Below are 15,474 nucleotides of genomic sequence, written 5' to 3'. Positions count from 1 at the left end.
CAAGCTACGGCTCCTTCCGCCAGCGACCTCCCCTGCATGAACGACACCTCTCCCGGCTACGTGCGCAGCCTGCGCCCGTGGGACGCCGCCCTGATCGTGGTCGGCGGCATCATCGGCGGCGGCATCTTCCTCAACCCCGGCATCGTGGCGCAGCGCACCGAGTCGGGGCTGGCGCTGCTGCTGATGTGGGTGGGCGCGGGGCTGCTCACCCTGGTCGGCGCGCTGTGCTACGCCGAGCTCGGCGCGCGACGGCCGCGCGCCGGCGGCAGCTACGTCTACCTGCGCGAGGCGTTCGGGCCGCTGGCCGGTTTCCTGTTCGGCTGGACCATGCTGCTGGTGATCTACTCCGGCTCCAGCGCGGCGGTGGCGACGATCTTCGCCAGCTACGCCACTTCGCTGTTCGGGTTGTCGCCGGGCTGGGCGCTGCCGCTGACCGTCGGCGCACTGGTCTTCGTCGGCGGCATCAACCTGTCCGGCATCCGTCTCGGTGCGCAGATCCAGAACCTGTTCGCCCTGCTCAAGCTGCTGGCGGTGGCGGTGCTGGTGGTGTGCGGGCTGTTCCTCGCCGGCGCCGGCCACGGCCAGGTGCTGGCCGCCGACCCGGCACGCCACGGGGTCGGCTTCATGGGCGCGGCGCTGCCGGTGCTGTTCGCGTACTCCGGCTTCACCTACCTCAACAACCTGGCCGGCGAGGTGCGCGACCCACAGCGCACGCTGCCGCGCGCGCTGACCCTGGGCATGGCGCTGGTGATCGCCGCCTACCTGCTGGTCAACGTGGCTTACCTGGCCGTGCTCGGCCACACCGGACTGGCCGCCAGCAGCGCGCCGGCGGCGGACGTGATGCAGCAAGTGGCCGGCCCGGTCGGCGCGAAGGTGATCGCGCTCGGCGTGGCGATCTCCACCCTCGGCTTCTGCAACATCACCCTGGTCGCCGGTGCGCGGGTGCTGCAGGTGATGGGCGAGGACGGGCTGTTCTTCCGCGCGGTGGCACGGCTGCACCCGCGCTGGCGCACGCCGAATACCGCGCTGTTGCTGCTCTCCGGCTGGGCGATCGTGCTGGCGCTGTCGGGCAGCTACGGCCAGTTGCTGGACTACGCCACCTTCGGCGACTGGCTGGCCTGCGCGATCGGCGTGGGCACGCTGTTCTGGTACCGCCGCCACGACCACACCTCCGGCGGCTTCCGCGTGCCCGGCTACCCGTGGCTGCCGCTGCTGTTCATCGCCGCGGTGACCGTGGTGGTGCTGCTGTCGCTGCGCGACAACCCGCGCAACACCGGCATCGGCCTGCTGATCATGGCCGCCGGTGTGCCGGTGTACGCGGTCTGGCGCCGCCTGTTCAGCCGCACGCTGCCCTAAGCGGGCGGCAGCAATGCCACAATGTGCGGATCGACCTCAAGGAGATGATGGATGGCGCCCGTGCAAGCCCAGGCCCTGCCGACCGGCCCGGAAAGCGGCATCGCGGCCGAGAAGGTGCGCGACGGCATCGAGCTCGAGGTCAACGGCGAGCACTACCGCCACACCGGCGACCCGCAGATGCCGCTGCTGTGGTACCTGCGCGACGTGCTGCGGCTGACCGGCACCAAGTACGGCGACGAGCACGGCGGCAACGGCGCCGACCTGGTGTTGCTCGACGGCAAGGCGAGCCCCGCGATCGACACGCCGATGGCGAAGCTGGCCGGCAAGGCGGTGGTCACCGTCGAAGGGCTGGCCGCCGCCGACGGCAGCCTGCACCCGCTGCAGCAGGCCTTCATCGACGAGGACGCGATCGGCTGCGGCTACTGCACGCCGGGCTGGCTGATCGCCGGGGTCGACCTGCTCAGGCGCAAGCCCCACCCCGACGACGGCGACATCGACCAGCTGCCCAACCTGTGCCGCTGCGGCTGCCAGAGCCGCGTGCGCCGCGCGATCAAGCGCGCCGCCGCCGGCAAGGCGGGGCAGCCGTGAGCGGCGGCATCCGGCTCTCGCGCCGACGCTTCCTGCAGGTGCTGGCCGGCACGGCCGGCGCGCTGGTCGTCGGTATCCGCACCGCCGAGGCCGTCGACGCGCCGCTGCCGCCGGCCCTGTTCGGCGACAATTTCTACCACCTTGGCGCCTACGTGCGCATCGACACCGACGGCAAGGTGCTGATCGGCGCACGCGACCCGGACTCCGGCACCGGCGTGGCCACCGCGCTGCCGCGCATCATCGCCGACGAACTCGATGCCGACTGGAAGAGCGTCGAAGTGGTCGCGCTCGGCCTCGGCGTGGAGGACAACAAGGGCCAGCCCCGCTGGACCTACGGCCGCCAGCTCGGCGGCAGCGGCGGCTCGATCCCCGCCGCCTGGAACGACCTGCGCCAGGCCGGCGCGGTGGCGCGCTGGCTGCTCCTGCAGGCGGCGGCACGCCGGCTTGGCGTACCGGCCAGCCGCCTGCGTTGCGACGCCGGCACGGTGATCGCGCCGGACGGCCGCCGCTTCGGCTACGGCAGCCTGGCTGCGGACGCCAGCAAGATCGCCCTGCCCGCCAACCTGCCGCCGCTGAAAAGCGCGACCGACTACAAGCTGATCGGCCAGAGCACCGGCGACGTCGACGCGCGCGCCATCGTCACCGGCCAGGCCCGCTACGCCATCGACCACCACTACGGCGACGCCCTGGTCGCCGTGCTGGCGCACTGCCCGTGGCCGGACGGCACGCTGGCGCGCATCGACACCACCGACACGCTCGCCGTGCCGGGCGTACGGAAAGTGGTGCAGCTGAAACCCGAGTCCGGCCAGCCGCTGGGCAACACGGTGATCGCCCCGGCCGTGGCGGTGCTGGCCGATGACACCTGGGCCGCGCTGCAGGGCCGCAGCAAGCTCAAGCTCGACTGGAAACCCGGCGCCAGCGCCGGCGAAAACAGCGCCGCACTGGAGCAGCAGGCGCTGGACCGGCTCGCCGGCGACACCGAACCCACCAGCCGCGTGCGCAACGACGGCGACGTCGTCGCCGCCGGCAAGAAGGCCGCGCGCCGCCTCGACGCCACCTACGTGCAGCCGTGGCTGGCGCACGCCACCGCCGAGCCGATGAACTGCCTGGTGCGGCTGGACAAGGACCGCGCCAGCCTGGTCGTGCCGACCCAGGCGCCGCAGAAGGCCTGGGCCGTGGTGCAGCGCCTGACCGGCCTGGCGCCCGACCGCATCGAGATCCGCGTGCCGCGCGTCGGCGGCGGCTACGGCCGCCGGCTCGACCACGATTTCGTCGCCGAGGCGGTGCTGCTGGCCAAGGCCGTCAACAAGCCGGTACGCCTGCTGTGGACGCGCGACGAGGATTTCACCCACGACTACTACCGCGCCGGCAGCGTGCACCGGATCAGCGCGATCGTCGACCACAAGCGCCAACTGCTGGCCTGGCACCAGCGCATGGCCAGTCCCTCCGCCCTCGTGCGCCGCGGCGCGCCGGGCGACCGCCTGTGGAGCTCCGAACTGCAGGCCGACCAGTTGCCCGCCGCGCTGGTGCCGAACTACCGCAGCGACTGGTACGCGTTGGAGTCGACGACGCCGCGCGGCCCGATGCGCGGCATGCCGCATCTCGCCAACGCGTTCGCGGTGGAAAGCTTCATCGACGAGATCGCGCACCAGATGCGCGAGGACCCGCTGAAGACCCGCCTGCGCATCCTCGGCGAACCGCGCCAGCTGCCGCTAGGCAGCGGCGCCACGCTGGACACCGGTCGCCTGGCCAACGTGCTCAAGCTGGTCGCCGAGCGCATCGAGTGGAAGAACTGGCTGCGCACCGTCAACGGCCTCGGCATCGCCTGCTGGCACGTCGACGGCGCCTACGTGGCCCACGCGGTGGAGGCGGCGATGCAGGGCGAGACGCTGGTCATCGAGCGCGTCGTCTGCGCGGTCGACGTCGGCCGCGTGATCAACCCGCTGGGGCTGCAGGGCCAGGTGGCCGGCGCCACGCTGGACGCGCTGTCCATCGCGCTGAACGCGGCGATCACCATCAAGGGCGGCAAGGTGCAGCAGCGCAGCTACAAGGACTACCCGCTGGCCGGCATGGCGCAGCTGCCGAACGACGTCGAAGTGATCACCGTCGCCGACGACCGCGCGCCGGCCGGCGCCAGTTTCCTCGCCATGCCCACCGCCGCCCCGGCGCTGGCCAACGCGGTGTTCCGCGCCAGCGCCGTGCGCGTGCGCCGGCTGCCGCTGATGAAGGAGCTGCTGCGGTTGCTGTGATCGCCGGGCTCGAGCGGCTTTCATGCAACAGCCCTGCCTTGAGTGGCGACGCGGCCTGGAACCCGGGGTACTGCGTGCGGCAACGGTCAATACCGCGGCTCGACCAGCCTGGTTGCCCGTGTGGAACAGTCAGGCGGCAACATATGAAATGGCATACGCCGCCCACATGGCGAACACCAGAAAGAAACCCGCCAGGAAAACCGAAAACCGGTGCACTACCTTGTTATAGGTGCACTGGATCGCGCTGTGGACAATGCGCAAGGCGACGAACAGCCAGGCGAGCGCCGGTAGCCAGGCCGGAATGTGGCTTGCGGCAATTGCCACAACACAAAGGACATAGAAGACGACCGGAAGCTCGAACAGATGGTTGTAGTTGTCCGATGCACGGGCGTCTTCCAGCTTTTGTGATCGCTGAGCCGAAAGTGCGACGGATTGCGGATGGATCCGCTTGGCCCGCATCTCCGAGATGCGGACGAAGAACATGCGCAGGCCAACAACGAAGGTGAGCGCCACCAACGTCGTGCAAGCCGCAACGAGATGTTGTGCCGGACTCATGAACTCCCCTTTTGCCATCTGAACGAGGCAGTGGAAAAAACTCCCGCCGATCTTGCTGCAATGCCCTCACGCGAACAAGGGAGATCGGAATGGCGCCCGGGGCACACCGATGTGCCCCGGGGTGGAGCCGAGAAGCAAGAGGCGGCGCGCACTCTCGTGCATGCAAAGCGCCGGGAAGTCGATTCTTCCCCCCTCGCTTCCGGCCACTCTCCTGGCGACCGGAAACGCCGCCGGGCATGGTTCAGAACGCCGCGTGCGGCGGGCTACTCTCCATGTGGAAGACCTGCCAGGTCTGCCGCCCCCAGTCGGTGGCGATCTTCTTCGCCTTGATGTAGCAACCCTGCTTCCTGGTCCAGGTGGCGGGATCGGTGCCGGCCTGGGCCTGCACCACGGCACCGAGGCGGGCAGCGCCGAAGTCCCACTTCAGCACGGCTTCGTCGTTGACCGCCTTGGCCAACGGGTCGCCGCGCTTCCAGCCCGTCGGCTTCTCGTGCGCCTGGATCGACTGCACCACCACGCTTTCGAACTCGGCCTTCGGCACCCAGTTCAGCACGATGAAGGTGGTTCTCGCCGTCTTCATCCCGGCCAGCGGGTCCTCGGTGGGCTTGCCGGCGGCGATCCGACTGGCGGCGAAAGTGGTGACGAATTTCGCGCAGCCACAGCCGGGCTGGTTGCAGGCATTGCCGCCGGGGTGGCGGTTGAAGAGATGGCCGCATCCGCAGGCGTTGGCGACATTTCGGTTGTCCGCGGTCGTCTTCATCTTCTCGTTCATGAACTTGTGCTCGGCGCGCTGCCAGTTCTCCCCGGCATCGCGGGTCTTGCCCGAGTTCAGCCACTCGAAATAAGCCTCCTTCTCGGTGCGTTCGCGATCCTTGGAGAAAGTGGCCAGGTGCTTCTTCGAGAAGTTCTTGTCGAAGCGGATGGTGTAGAGCTCGCCGTCCCAGTCGCTGACGACCCACTCCTCGTTCGCGGTTGCGACCCGGCTCAAGCGTTCGAGTCCGCTGCTGGACTCGATGTACTTCTCGTAGGAAAGAAGGTCCGCTGCCGTCCAGGTATCCAGATGCTCAGGCATCACTGCGCTCTCCCGGGTCACTCCGACCCACGCGTTGGCGAACGGCAAGCATCGCGTTTTTGCCGATGGCCTGCAACGCCGCCGCCAGCCGCGCTGAAGCTAGTGAAACTGATCGCTCGCCGGCACCCACGAGGTGGACGACGCCGGCGCCGGCACGGCAGGCTTCACCGGCAGCGTGATGCCCTCGCAGCCGGGCGGCGGCGGCCCGCCGGCGACGCGGGCGGCGGCGCATTCGGCGCTGTTGTCGAACTTGACCATCGGCGCGGGGGCAACGCTGCTGGCCGCCGGGGCAGGCGTTGCCACCGGGTTGGCCGGCGCCAGGCGCAGACGTTCGTAGACTTTGTCGTCGACCGGCTTCGCGGGCGGGTCGGGGTTGGCGCAGCCGAGCAGGGCGATCGGCAGCAGCGGCTTGATCGAGCACTCCACGCGCACGCCGCGCGGCAGGTGGAAGGTGTGGTTGACCGTGGTCTTCTCCACCGCGCGACGCAATGCGGTGTCGATCGAGCTTTCGCCTTCGGGCGCCCAGTCCTTTTCGAAGCGGGTCGGCCGGTAGCCGATGTTCGGCGTGCCGTGGCCCATGATCTCGGTGTCGCCGCGCGGCTTCAGCTGCACGTAGCTGCTCAGCGCACCCTGCGGCTTGCCCTCGTCCGCACCGGGCTGGTTGCCGCCAGGCTGGCCTTTACCCGGCGACGGGCCGCTGCGACCCTGCCCGCTGCCCTGGCGCGGCGCAGGCGTCACGGTGGCGGTGCTGGTGCTTTCCGGCGCAGCGACCACGCCTTCGGGCGTGCCCGGCGTAGCCAGGTCGCTGCCCTGCGGCGTGGCGTCCGGGGCACGGCTGACGTCGCGCCCGCTGCTGCTTTCCGCCGTGCTGGACGGGATCTGTTCGGCGGTCGCGGGCGACGGCGCGGCCGCCGGCGGACTGGTGGCTGGCGGGGCCGGCGTGGCGGCGGCAACGACCGCGGGCGACACGCTCAACTGCGGCCGCTCGATGGACGGCTGGACAGCCGTCGGCTGCGCCGCCTCGGCCACCTCGATCTTCGCGCTCGGCACCGGCGGCGCGATCTGCGCCGGCGCTGTCGGCGCCAGCGGCACCGCTTCGAGCTGCGCCTCGGCCACCTCGATTGACGGTGCCTGCAGCTGCGGCTTCTCGTTCGGCACGGTCGGCGTCGGCACGCTCAGCTGCACCTGCACGTTCACGCTCGGCGCAGGTTGCGCGGGCAGCGGCACGGGCTGCAGTTCGGGCACCGGCGGCGCGGCGGGAAGCTGCGCGCGGGCCGGCGTCACGCTGGCGGGCGCGGTGGATTTCGGCACTTCGGCAGTCAGCGCGATGCTGGATACGGTGATCGGCGGCGCCGCCTGCGGCGGCAGCTCGGGCAGCGCCAGCGACGGCGGTGGCGGCAGCGGGCGGTTGCCCTCCAGCTGCGGTTTGCGCACCGCTTCGGGCTGGAACTTCGGCGGCACCGGCGCCTGCACGACTGGCGTCGGCAGGCTCACCGTCGGTGGCTCGCCGGCCAGCGGAATCGGCTGCAGCTCCGGCGTCGGCGCCGGTTGCGGCAGGCTCACCGGTGCCGGCGGTGCCGCGGCCGGCTTCGGCGCCGGCGCGCGCGGCTTCGCGGCCTGCGCGATCACCGGCGGCGCGGTGGCCGCCGGCTTTTCCGCCGCCACCGCGGTGGTGTTCGCGCTGCGCTCGCTGCTCGGTGCGGGCCGGCTGCTGCGCCCCTGGTGGCGCGGGCCACGTTCCTTCGGCGGGGTGCCGCGTACCGGTGGTGGCGGCGGCGGTTCGGGCGGCTCGATCAGGCGCACCTGCAGGAGTTGCTGCCGCGGCTCCGGCGGCGGCACCACCGGGAACGCCGGGCCGAGCACGAAGCCGAACAGGAACACCAGATGCACCAGCAACGTGCCGACCATGGCGAAGATGCGCAGGCCGCGTTCGCGCGGGCGCGGACGGGTACGCTGGTGATAGATCCTGGCCCGGGTGGCTGCCGCCAGCGGCGAACTCAGCATCACCCGCGCAGGATTGACGGGGCGGCCGGCAACGGGTTGATCCGGGGGTGGCAGGGGCATGCGGCCAGTGTAGCCGGCACGGCCTCGCACCCGCATGACGCTCAGTGTTGCCTGGCGGCTTCCGCGGCGCGCTCGCGCAGCTCGGCGTCGACCGAACGATTCGGCGTATCGACCGGGCAACCCCAGGCCAGCGGTTTGCCGGCACGGTACATCGCGATGCACGCCTGCTCGCTGGGTTTCGGCGGCGCATGCGCGTCGCCGGCCAGCGGCTTTGCCGGTGCCATGTTGAGGCGCTCGTCGCCGCTCTTCGCCGATGGCGGTGGCGGCGGTTCGCCGCCGCAGCCGCCGGCCAGCATGGCCAGCGAAACGCCGCAATGGATACGCACGCCGCCAGGCAGGCGGACGGTCTTCTTCAGCGTGGTCTTGTCCACCAGCTTCTGCAGCGCGCTGTCGATCGCGTTGGCGTTGCTGTTCCAGTCCTTCTCGAAGCGGGTGGCCCGATAGGTGACCGGGCTGCGGTGCTGCATGATTCCCGGGTCGCCCTGCGGCAGGCGCTGCACGTAGTCGGGCACGGGTGCGCTGGCCGCGGCCGCCGGCAACAGCGGCTGGCCCTGTTCGTCGTACAGGCGCGGCGCGGCCGCTGCCGGCGATGGCGCCTGCAGGGTCATCGCGCCCGGCGCCGGCGGCTCGTGCACGCGCGGTGGCGTGCGCCGCCGCGGCGACACCGGGGCGGCCGGTGGATGCGGCACGGGAGCGACACTCGCCATGCGCATGATGAAACGCACCTTCAGCACGTCGACCGGCGTCGCGGGCGCCATGCGGCGGATGATCGGCGCCTGCATCTGCTGCCAGACCGCCAGCGCGAACAGCACGTGCAGCAGGCCGGCCACCGCCAGCGCCAGCCAGCGTTGGCCACGCTCGCGCCGCGGCTCGCGCCAGCGCCGTTGCTGCAGCCGTGCCTGCGCCGTGCCAGCCAGCGGGACCAGCCCACGACCTGGCGGCCGGTCGGGCGTCGGGTCCGGCGGCGGGCAATGCCGGGCAAGCTGCTGTGAACGGACGATGATGGTGCCTCGCGGGTGATGACGGCCGACAGCATGGCCGATGGCGCTTGAACCCACGCCGGACGGCGGCCGGCGGCGCCACGGCGGCAGAGTAGACCGCCGCGGCGCGGCGCCGGTTCCCCGCACTGCAGCTTGACCGTGCCGGCGGTTCGCTCAAGGCTAGCCGGACGGCGCCACGCGCCGTCTCTCCGCCATGACCGCCCTTGCCCGGTGCACGCCACGCGCTGCACAAGTGCAAGACGACCATGACGGCCCGCCATCGTCAGCCGCCAACGCGCAGCCTCGTGCGGCGCCGTTCATGCCGCGAGGCCGTGCCCTGCATGGGAGGGTCGCCTCGTGTCGCACACCACGGAAAGCATCCGCAACATCGCGCTCGCCGGACACGCCGGCGTGGGCAAGACCACGCTGTTCGAAGCGCTGCTGCACGCCGGCGGCGCGATCCAGGCGATCGGCTCGGTCGAGCGCGGCAACACGGTCTCGGACAGCGACAGCCAGGAGAAGGCGCGCGTCCACTCCATCGACAGCTGCATCGCCGGCGTCGAGCACGCCGGCTGCCACATCAACCTGATCGACACCGCCGGCTACGCCGACTTCCGCGGTGGCACGCTGTCGGCACTGGCCGCGGTGGAGACCGTGGCGGTGGTGGTCAACGCGGTCAACGGCATCGAGCACGGTACCCGCCGCATGATGGCGCATGCCAAGGCGCGCGGCCTGGCGCGCATGCTGGTGATCAACAAGATCGACTACGACGGCGCCAAGCTGGCCGCGCTGGTGGACGCATTGCGCGAGGAATTCGGCCCCGAATGCCTGCCGGTGAACCTGCCGGCCGGGCGCGGCAGCCGCGTGCTGGACTGCTTCTTCCACGCCGACGGCGCCACCGATTTCTCCTCGCTGGCCGAGGCGCACCAGCGCATCCTCGACCAGGTGGTGGAAGTCAGCGAGAAGCTGATGGACACCTACCTCGACGCCGGCGAAGGCGCGCTGACCCCGCAGCAACTGCACGACGCCTTCGAGCAGTGCCTGCGCGAAGGCCACCTGGTGCCGATCTGTTTCGCCAGCGCACGCACCGGCGCGGGCGTGGCCGAACTGCTGGACGTGGCGGCGCGGTTGCTGCCGAACCCGGCCGAGGGCAACCCGCCGCCGTTCGTGCGCGGCGACGGCACGCCGCTGGAAGTGCGCCCCGACCCCGCCGCCCACGTGATCGCCGACGTGTTCAAGATCGTCAACGACCCGTTCGTGGGCAAGCTCGGCGTGTTCCGCGTGTGGCAGGGCACGGTAAGCCGCGACGGCCAGCTGCTGGTCGACGACGGCCGCAAGCCGTTCAAGGTCGGCCACCTGCTGCGCCCGCAGGGCCGCAACTACGTGGAAATCGAGACGGCAATCCCCGGCGACCTCGCCGCCGTGTCCAAGATCGAGGAGATCCATTTCGACGCCGTGCTGCACGACTCGCACGACGAGGACCTGATCGCGCTGGCACCGCCGGCCTTCCCCGCGCCAATGTTCGGCCTGGCGCTGGAACCGAAACACAAGGGCCAGGAGCAGAAGCTCTCCAACGCGCTGGCGCGGCTGGCCGAGGAAGACCCGTGCCTGCGCGTCGAGCACCACAAGGAACTCAATGAGACGGTGGTGCGCGGGCTGTCCGACCTGCACCTGAAGGTGATGCTGGAACGCATGCGCGAGCGCTACGGCGTCGAGGTGGAAGCGCATCCGCCGCGGATCGCCTACCGCGAGACCATCGCCGGCCAGGCCGAGGGCCACCACCGGCACAAGAAGCAGACCGGCGGCGCCGGCCAGTTCGGCGAGGTGTTCCTGCGCGTGGAGCCGCTGGAGCGCGGCGCCGGCTTCGAGTTCGTCGACGCGGTGAAGGGCGGCGTGATCCCCGGCCAGTTCCTGCCCGCGATCGAGAAGGGCGTGCACCAGGCGATGGAGCGCGGCGCGGTGGCCGGCTACCCGTTGCAGGATCTGCGCGTGACCGTCTACGACGGCAAGTACCACCCGGTCGACTCGAAGGAAGTCGCCTTCATTAGCGCCGGCAAGAAGGCCTTCCTCGATGCCGTCGGCAAGGCGCAGCCGATCGTGCTGGAGCCGATCGTCAACGTCGAGGTGGCGATCCCCGAGAGCAGCGTGGGCGACGTCACCGGCGGCCTTGCCGGCAAGCGCGCGCGCATCCTGGGCACCGACACCCAGCGCGGCGGCGAGCTGGTGATCAAGGCGCAGGCCCCGCTGGCCGAACTGACCGACTACCCCACCGAACTGAAGTCCATGACCGGCGGCCGCGGCCGCTACAGCCTCGACCTCAGCCACTACGAAGCCGTGCCGCCCGCCGTGCAGAGGCAGCTCAGCGCGGCGTGGAAACCGCATGCGGAGGAGGACTGAGGCCGCGATATGCTGCAAGCCCTCGTTGCCCACCCCGGAACACCCCGATGAATCCAGTACGCATCATGCTCGCCCGTGGCCTGTTCGCCGGCGGCGTGCTGCTGCTCGGCGCCTGCGCGGTGCGTGCCGATGCCGCGCCGGACCGGCTGCGTCACGACGCCACCATCACCCTGCAACGCAGCACCTGTTTCGGCAACTGCCCGGCCTATGTCGTGACGGTCGCCGCGGACGGCCGGATCAGCTTCACCGGCCACGCCCACGTGCAGACTCGCCAGGCCAGCGGCCAGGCCACGCCGGCCCAGCTCGCGGCGATCGCCGCAGCGCTGGAGCAGGCCGGGCTGCGCTCGATGCGCGACAGCTACGTCTCGCGCGACGATGGCTGCGACATGGTGCTGAGCGACCAGCCCGGCATCACCATCACCGTCACCGACAGCAGCGGCAGCAAGACGGTGGACTTCTACCTCGGCTGCAGCGGCGCCACCACCGACGCGGTGCGCCAGCGGATCGAAGCGCTGGCCAGGAGCATCGACCGGCAACTGGATACCACACGCTGGATCGGCCAGCCGACCGCACCGGGCGCGGTCGAAAGAGCCGATCGTTGAATCCGTACCAAAGGCGGCCTCCCGCGGGCGCGCACCGGGAGTGTCCGCTACGGCCGGCTGCTGCGCTTCACGGTAAGGCACACAAAGGGAACGGAGGTAATGATCCCGATTTAATTACCTCCGTCCCCTTTACGGTATGCATTTTGAGCAGCCGTCAGAGGTGGCGCACCCGGATGATTTGCTATGGGAGGCGACATGAGGCCATAGGATTTGTCGTATTTGGATAGTAGATGTTCAACGTCTTAAGTTTATCGAAGTGAGCATACTTAGCGATTTGCGATGAGACTCCCGCGCAAATTTGCTTCGCGTTGTCCACATCGGTGCGAATTGTTGCGTCGATTGACAAAGAGAAGGCCTTTGGCTCACAACTTGACGCACCACTTTGTATCATCGCGTCACAGAGCTTCGTCGCATCCGTATAGTCAGTGCTTGGCGGAGCACTCGCTGATGCAGTTCCTTGGTCCGATCCAGAGCTGCCACAGCCCGCAAGGAAGACGAGACAAACAGCCACTGCGCAAATCTTCATTCCATTTCTCCATGATTGCTTTGTGCACAAAGGGGACGGAGGTAATTATCCAGATTTAATTATCTCCGTCCCCTTTACCTAATTACCTCCGTCCCCTTTACGGAGCTGTAAGTAAGTGCCTTTAAGTGCCTCCCCAGCGGTCGGCTTGAACGCATAGTTGGACGACTCACCCAGGAAGTCTCCGAGGTGACTGCCTGTGCAGGACACGCCGGCCGCTGAGCTTTGTGCACGCACCATCAACCAGCCGTACGAACTCCCGCGCGTCCGTGAAGTAATTTCTGAACGCAAGTCGGACGTCCTCGCTTGTATCCGCTCGTACCAGAACGATGTCTTGGTCTGGCATTTCCTTCTCAAGCTCGAACAGGGCCCGAAGGGCGTCGGTAGCGTCCCGAAAATTGCGCGCTTGAAGGTTGCCCTCTTTGCTAAAGATCAGGATGGTGTTCCGCTTGTCAGTCAGATCGCTCTTTGCGCTGTTCAGCCCACGCAGTGTCTGCAGCAGATGAAGCTCTTTGTCCATGGCGAGAAACTGGTCGAGCACTTCCTGGTCCGATAGTTCAGGGAAGGGGCCCTTGAGCTGCTCATGCGCTCTTGCCAATAGCTCGCTCGCGAGGGCCATGGCCTTCTCATACCGATTGTCGCCACGCTGAAACTTGGGCTGGCTTTGCGTAATGAATCCCACAACTTCAACAGCTGTCGCCCACGCATGTTGCACCAAGGTGCGGTACTGAATCTCGATGTAGAGTCCTTGAAGCGCCTTGCCCGCTTCAGAGTTGACGTTGTACTCGTAAACGTCGTGTATGCCTCGGTAGCCCGTCGGCTTCGGGTGTTTGATGTAGTCGTATTTACCTGGCTCGTTGCGCAGGGTGTGATTGAAGCGCGCCCCGTGAAACTTCGCCCGGAATGCATAGAGATCCTTGACCGAACGAAAGATCAGCCGACATCCCGCTACATCATCCATTCGCGCAAGCTTCATCTTCGGCAAGCGCTTGAGCTTGTCGAAGATGGTTAGCTTACGCTTGTGCCGCTGGGCAACCGTAACCTTCGTCCCGCGGGTCCGGTTCCGCAGAATAGCTTGGAAGGTGTTCAGGACTCCGCGGTGCGCAGCGCGCCACTCCTCCACCACCTCCAGATCCTCGGCCGTTGCGCACTCATCCCGTATGCGTTCCCCCGCCTTCGTTACGCGTGACTTCGACCCGCCGGGAAAAGTGACGTCGCTCACCTGCGCTTCCTCAGAGTTGTCCAACTTAAATTCGGTTGTTGAATGAAGCCTAATCGCGCAGCCTAACCCGACAAATCGGGGTGCGATCAACGGGAGCCTTCCATCCGAATCAACGAGTCCCCCAAATCGTGCCGCCTGATCCCGCCGTCTAATCCCGCAGTCTTTCCCGCTGGCGCCAACCCCAACGGCGATCCTCCCACCCAGGGTCCGCAGCGGCAAGCACGGACTGCCGCGTCCTCGCGCCAACCCACCTGCGCTATAACCGACTCCCCCGCTTGATCGCCAGATACCGCTCGATCAGCGCGCCGGACAACTCGCTGCAGCGCACGTCGAGCGTGTTCACGCCTTCCCGCCGCAGCGCCTCGTGCACGCGCTCGCGTTCGGCCAGGTAGTGCAGCGCGGCGGCACTGCGGATGCTGCCTTCCAGTTCGTCGCCGGGTTCGGCAGCGGCGCGGTCGAGCGCCAGCTCGCGCAGGCTGACCAGCATCACCAGGTGGCGCTTCGACAACAGGTTCACTGCGGCGCGCAGTTCGGCGTCGTCCTCGTCGCGCACGTTGGTGACCAGCACCACCAGTGCGCGGCGCCGCTGGCGCGCCTGCAGCGCGCTGGCGGCGGCGAGGTAGTCGGTGGCCAGCGGCATCGGCTGCAGGTCGTAGCCGGCGCCGAGCAGCATGTCCATGCCGCCGCTGCCCTGCTGCGGCGGCAGCCAGCGCTGCTGCTGGCCGGTGCAGGCGAGCAGGCCGACCGCGTCGCCCTGGCGCAGCGCGATGCTGGCCAGCGCCAGCGAGGCGTTCAGCACGTGGTCGAAGTGGGCCAGCTGGTCGTCCTGCGCCAGGAGGCGGCGGCCGCAGTCGAGCATCAGCACCACCTGCTGGTTGCGCTCGTCGCGGTACTCGCGCGAGATCAGCCGGCTGCTGCGCGCGGTGGCCTTCCAGTCGACCTTGCGCAGGCTGTCGCCGAGGCGGTAGTCGCGCAGTTCCTGGAACTCGGTGCCTTCGCCGCGGCGGCGCTGCAGGCGCGCGCCCACGCTGCGCGAGGCCAGTTCCACGCTGAGCCCGGCCAGCTCGGCCAGCGCGGCGAAGTTCGGGTACACCTTCACCGTGGAGACGCCGCCGAGCACGCGGCGCGCGGTCCAGCAATGCCACGGCGAACGCAACTGCACGTGGCAGCCGTCGAACGTGAACTGGCCGCGCGCGTCGGGGGTGACCGCGTAGTCGAGCGTCAGCTCGCCGCCCGGCGGCAGCGTCAGCCGGCGCGGCATGCCGCGCACCGCCCAGCCGCCGGGATGCAGGTCATGCAGGCGCAGCCGCTGCGGCCGCCGCGCGGCGGCGCGCAGGCGCAGGCCCACGCGCGCCTCCGGGCCCAGCGGCAGCACCGGCGCCAGCTCGCGCTGCACGGTGGGCGACGGCAGTCGGCGCAGGCGCCAGCTGTCGAGCAGCGCCAGCAGCGCGATCGCGCCGCCGCCGGCCAGCCACACCGCGAGCGGCAGCCGACCGAGGCTGGCCAGCACGCCGAGCGCGCTCCAGCCGAGCAGCAGCCACAGCAGCGCGGGCGCGGGTCGCATCACTGGCGCGGCGCCGGCACCTTGTGCAGCAGCGCCTTGAGCACGTCGTCGGGATGCTGGCGTTCGAGCAGCGCCTCCGGCGCCAGCAGCAGGCGATGGCGCAGCGCCGGCAGCGCGACCGCGCGCACGTCGTCGGGGGGTGACGAAGTCGCGGCCGTCAACCGCGGCCTGCGCGCGCGCCAGCCGCGCCAGCGCCAGGCCGCCGCGCGGGCCGGCGCCGCCGATCACGCCCGGCCACTCGCGCGTGGTGCGCGCGATGCGCACGGCGTAGTCGATCACTGCCGCGTCCATGCGGATCGCCG

The 15,474-nt window shown here is 69.5% G+C and carries 11 protein-coding genes and 1 pseudogene; 5 read left to right on the top strand and 7 right to left on the bottom strand.

What is annotated here, in order from left to right; all coding sequences use genetic code 11:
* Positions 1 to 36: 36 nt before the first annotated feature.
* The 3 genes from R5H19_RS16885 to R5H19_RS16875 are packed head-to-tail and all read left to right on the top strand — an operon-like array spanning position 37 to position 4,193.
* Positions 37 to 1,356, top strand: a complete 1,320-nt coding sequence (locus tag R5H19_RS16885; RefSeq protein WP_318160225.1) for an amino acid permease — start codon at positions 37 to 39, stop codon at positions 1,354 to 1,356.
* A 51-nt stretch (positions 1,357 to 1,407) separates the two neighbouring features.
* A complete protein-coding gene (locus R5H19_RS16880) occupies positions 1,408 to 1,944 on the top strand; it encodes a (2Fe-2S)-binding protein (protein ID WP_318160224.1) in 537 nt (178 codons plus the stop codon).
* A complete protein-coding gene (locus R5H19_RS16875) occupies positions 1,941 to 4,193 on the top strand; it encodes a molybdopterin cofactor-binding domain-containing protein (RefSeq protein ID WP_318160223.1) in 2,253 nt (750 codons plus the stop codon). Before R5H19_RS16880 ends, R5H19_RS16875 begins: the two co-directional genes overlap by 4 nt.
* 129 nt (positions 4,194 to 4,322) lie before the next feature.
* Here the strand turns inward: R5H19_RS16875 and R5H19_RS16870 are convergent, their stop codons facing one another.
* From R5H19_RS16870 to R5H19_RS16855, 4 genes are all read right to left on the bottom strand, one after another.
* The gene (locus R5H19_RS16870; RefSeq protein ID WP_318160222.1) at positions 4,323 to 4,748 is read right to left on the bottom strand and encodes an MAPEG family protein; all 426 of its coding nucleotides are present in this window, start codon (positions 4,746 to 4,748) and stop codon (positions 4,323 to 4,325) included.
* A gap of 241 nt (positions 4,749 to 4,989) precedes the next feature.
* Positions 4,990 to 5,820, bottom strand: a complete 831-nt coding sequence (locus R5H19_RS16865; RefSeq protein WP_318160221.1) for a hypothetical protein — start codon at positions 5,818 to 5,820, stop codon at positions 4,990 to 4,992.
* 99 nt (positions 5,821 to 5,919) lie between these two features.
* Positions 5,920 to 7,884 (bottom strand): hypothetical protein, encoded by a 1,965-nt coding sequence (locus R5H19_RS16860; protein ID WP_318160220.1) that lies wholly within the window; start codon positions 7,882 to 7,884, stop codon positions 5,920 to 5,922.
* Positions 7,885 to 7,925: 41 nt separating this feature from the next.
* Entirely contained in the window at positions 7,926 to 8,942 is a 1,017-nt protein-coding gene (locus R5H19_RS16855; protein ID WP_318160219.1) for a hypothetical protein, read from the bottom strand.
* Positions 8,943 to 9,221: 279 nt separating this feature from the next.
* Between R5H19_RS16855 and fusA the strand changes: the two genes are divergently transcribed.
* Positions 9,222 to 11,261, top strand: a complete 2,040-nt coding sequence (fusA, locus tag R5H19_RS16850; RefSeq protein WP_318160218.1) for an elongation factor G — start codon at positions 9,222 to 9,224, stop codon at positions 11,259 to 11,261.
* A gap of 47 nt (positions 11,262 to 11,308) precedes the next feature.
* Positions 11,309 to 11,863: a DUF6438 domain-containing protein gene (locus R5H19_RS16845; RefSeq protein WP_318160217.1), complete on the top strand. Its 555-nt coding sequence runs from the start codon at positions 11,309 to 11,311 to the stop codon at positions 11,861 to 11,863.
* Positions 11,864 to 12,555: 692 nt separating this feature from the next.
* On the opposite strand, the gene R5H19_RS16840 is transcribed toward R5H19_RS16845, so the two are convergent.
* The 3 genes and pseudogenes from R5H19_RS16840 to R5H19_RS16830 form a co-directional block, all read right to left on the bottom strand.
* Complete coding sequence (locus R5H19_RS16840; protein WP_318160216.1) at positions 12,556 to 13,608, bottom strand: RelA/SpoT domain-containing protein; 1,053 nt, start codon at positions 13,606 to 13,608, stop codon at positions 12,556 to 12,558.
* Positions 13,609 to 13,864: 256 nt separating this feature from the next.
* Positions 13,865 to 15,172 (bottom strand): DUF58 domain-containing protein, encoded by a 1,308-nt coding sequence (locus R5H19_RS16835; protein ID WP_318160215.1) that lies wholly within the window; start codon positions 15,170 to 15,172, stop codon positions 13,865 to 13,867.
* Positions 15,172 to 15,474: pseudogene (locus tag R5H19_RS16830) on the bottom strand (AAA family ATPase); the annotation flags it as partial. The pseudogene R5H19_RS16830 and the gene R5H19_RS16835, both read right to left, overlap by 1 nt.

Origin of the sequence: Rhodanobacter sp. KK11 (assembly GCF_033345435.1) — a bacterium.
Taxonomy (GTDB): domain Bacteria; phylum Pseudomonadota; class Gammaproteobacteria; order Xanthomonadales; family Rhodanobacteraceae; genus Rhodanobacter.
The sequence above is the reverse complement of the archived record's forward strand: the minus strand, read 5'-3'. Positions and strand labels throughout refer to the sequence as shown.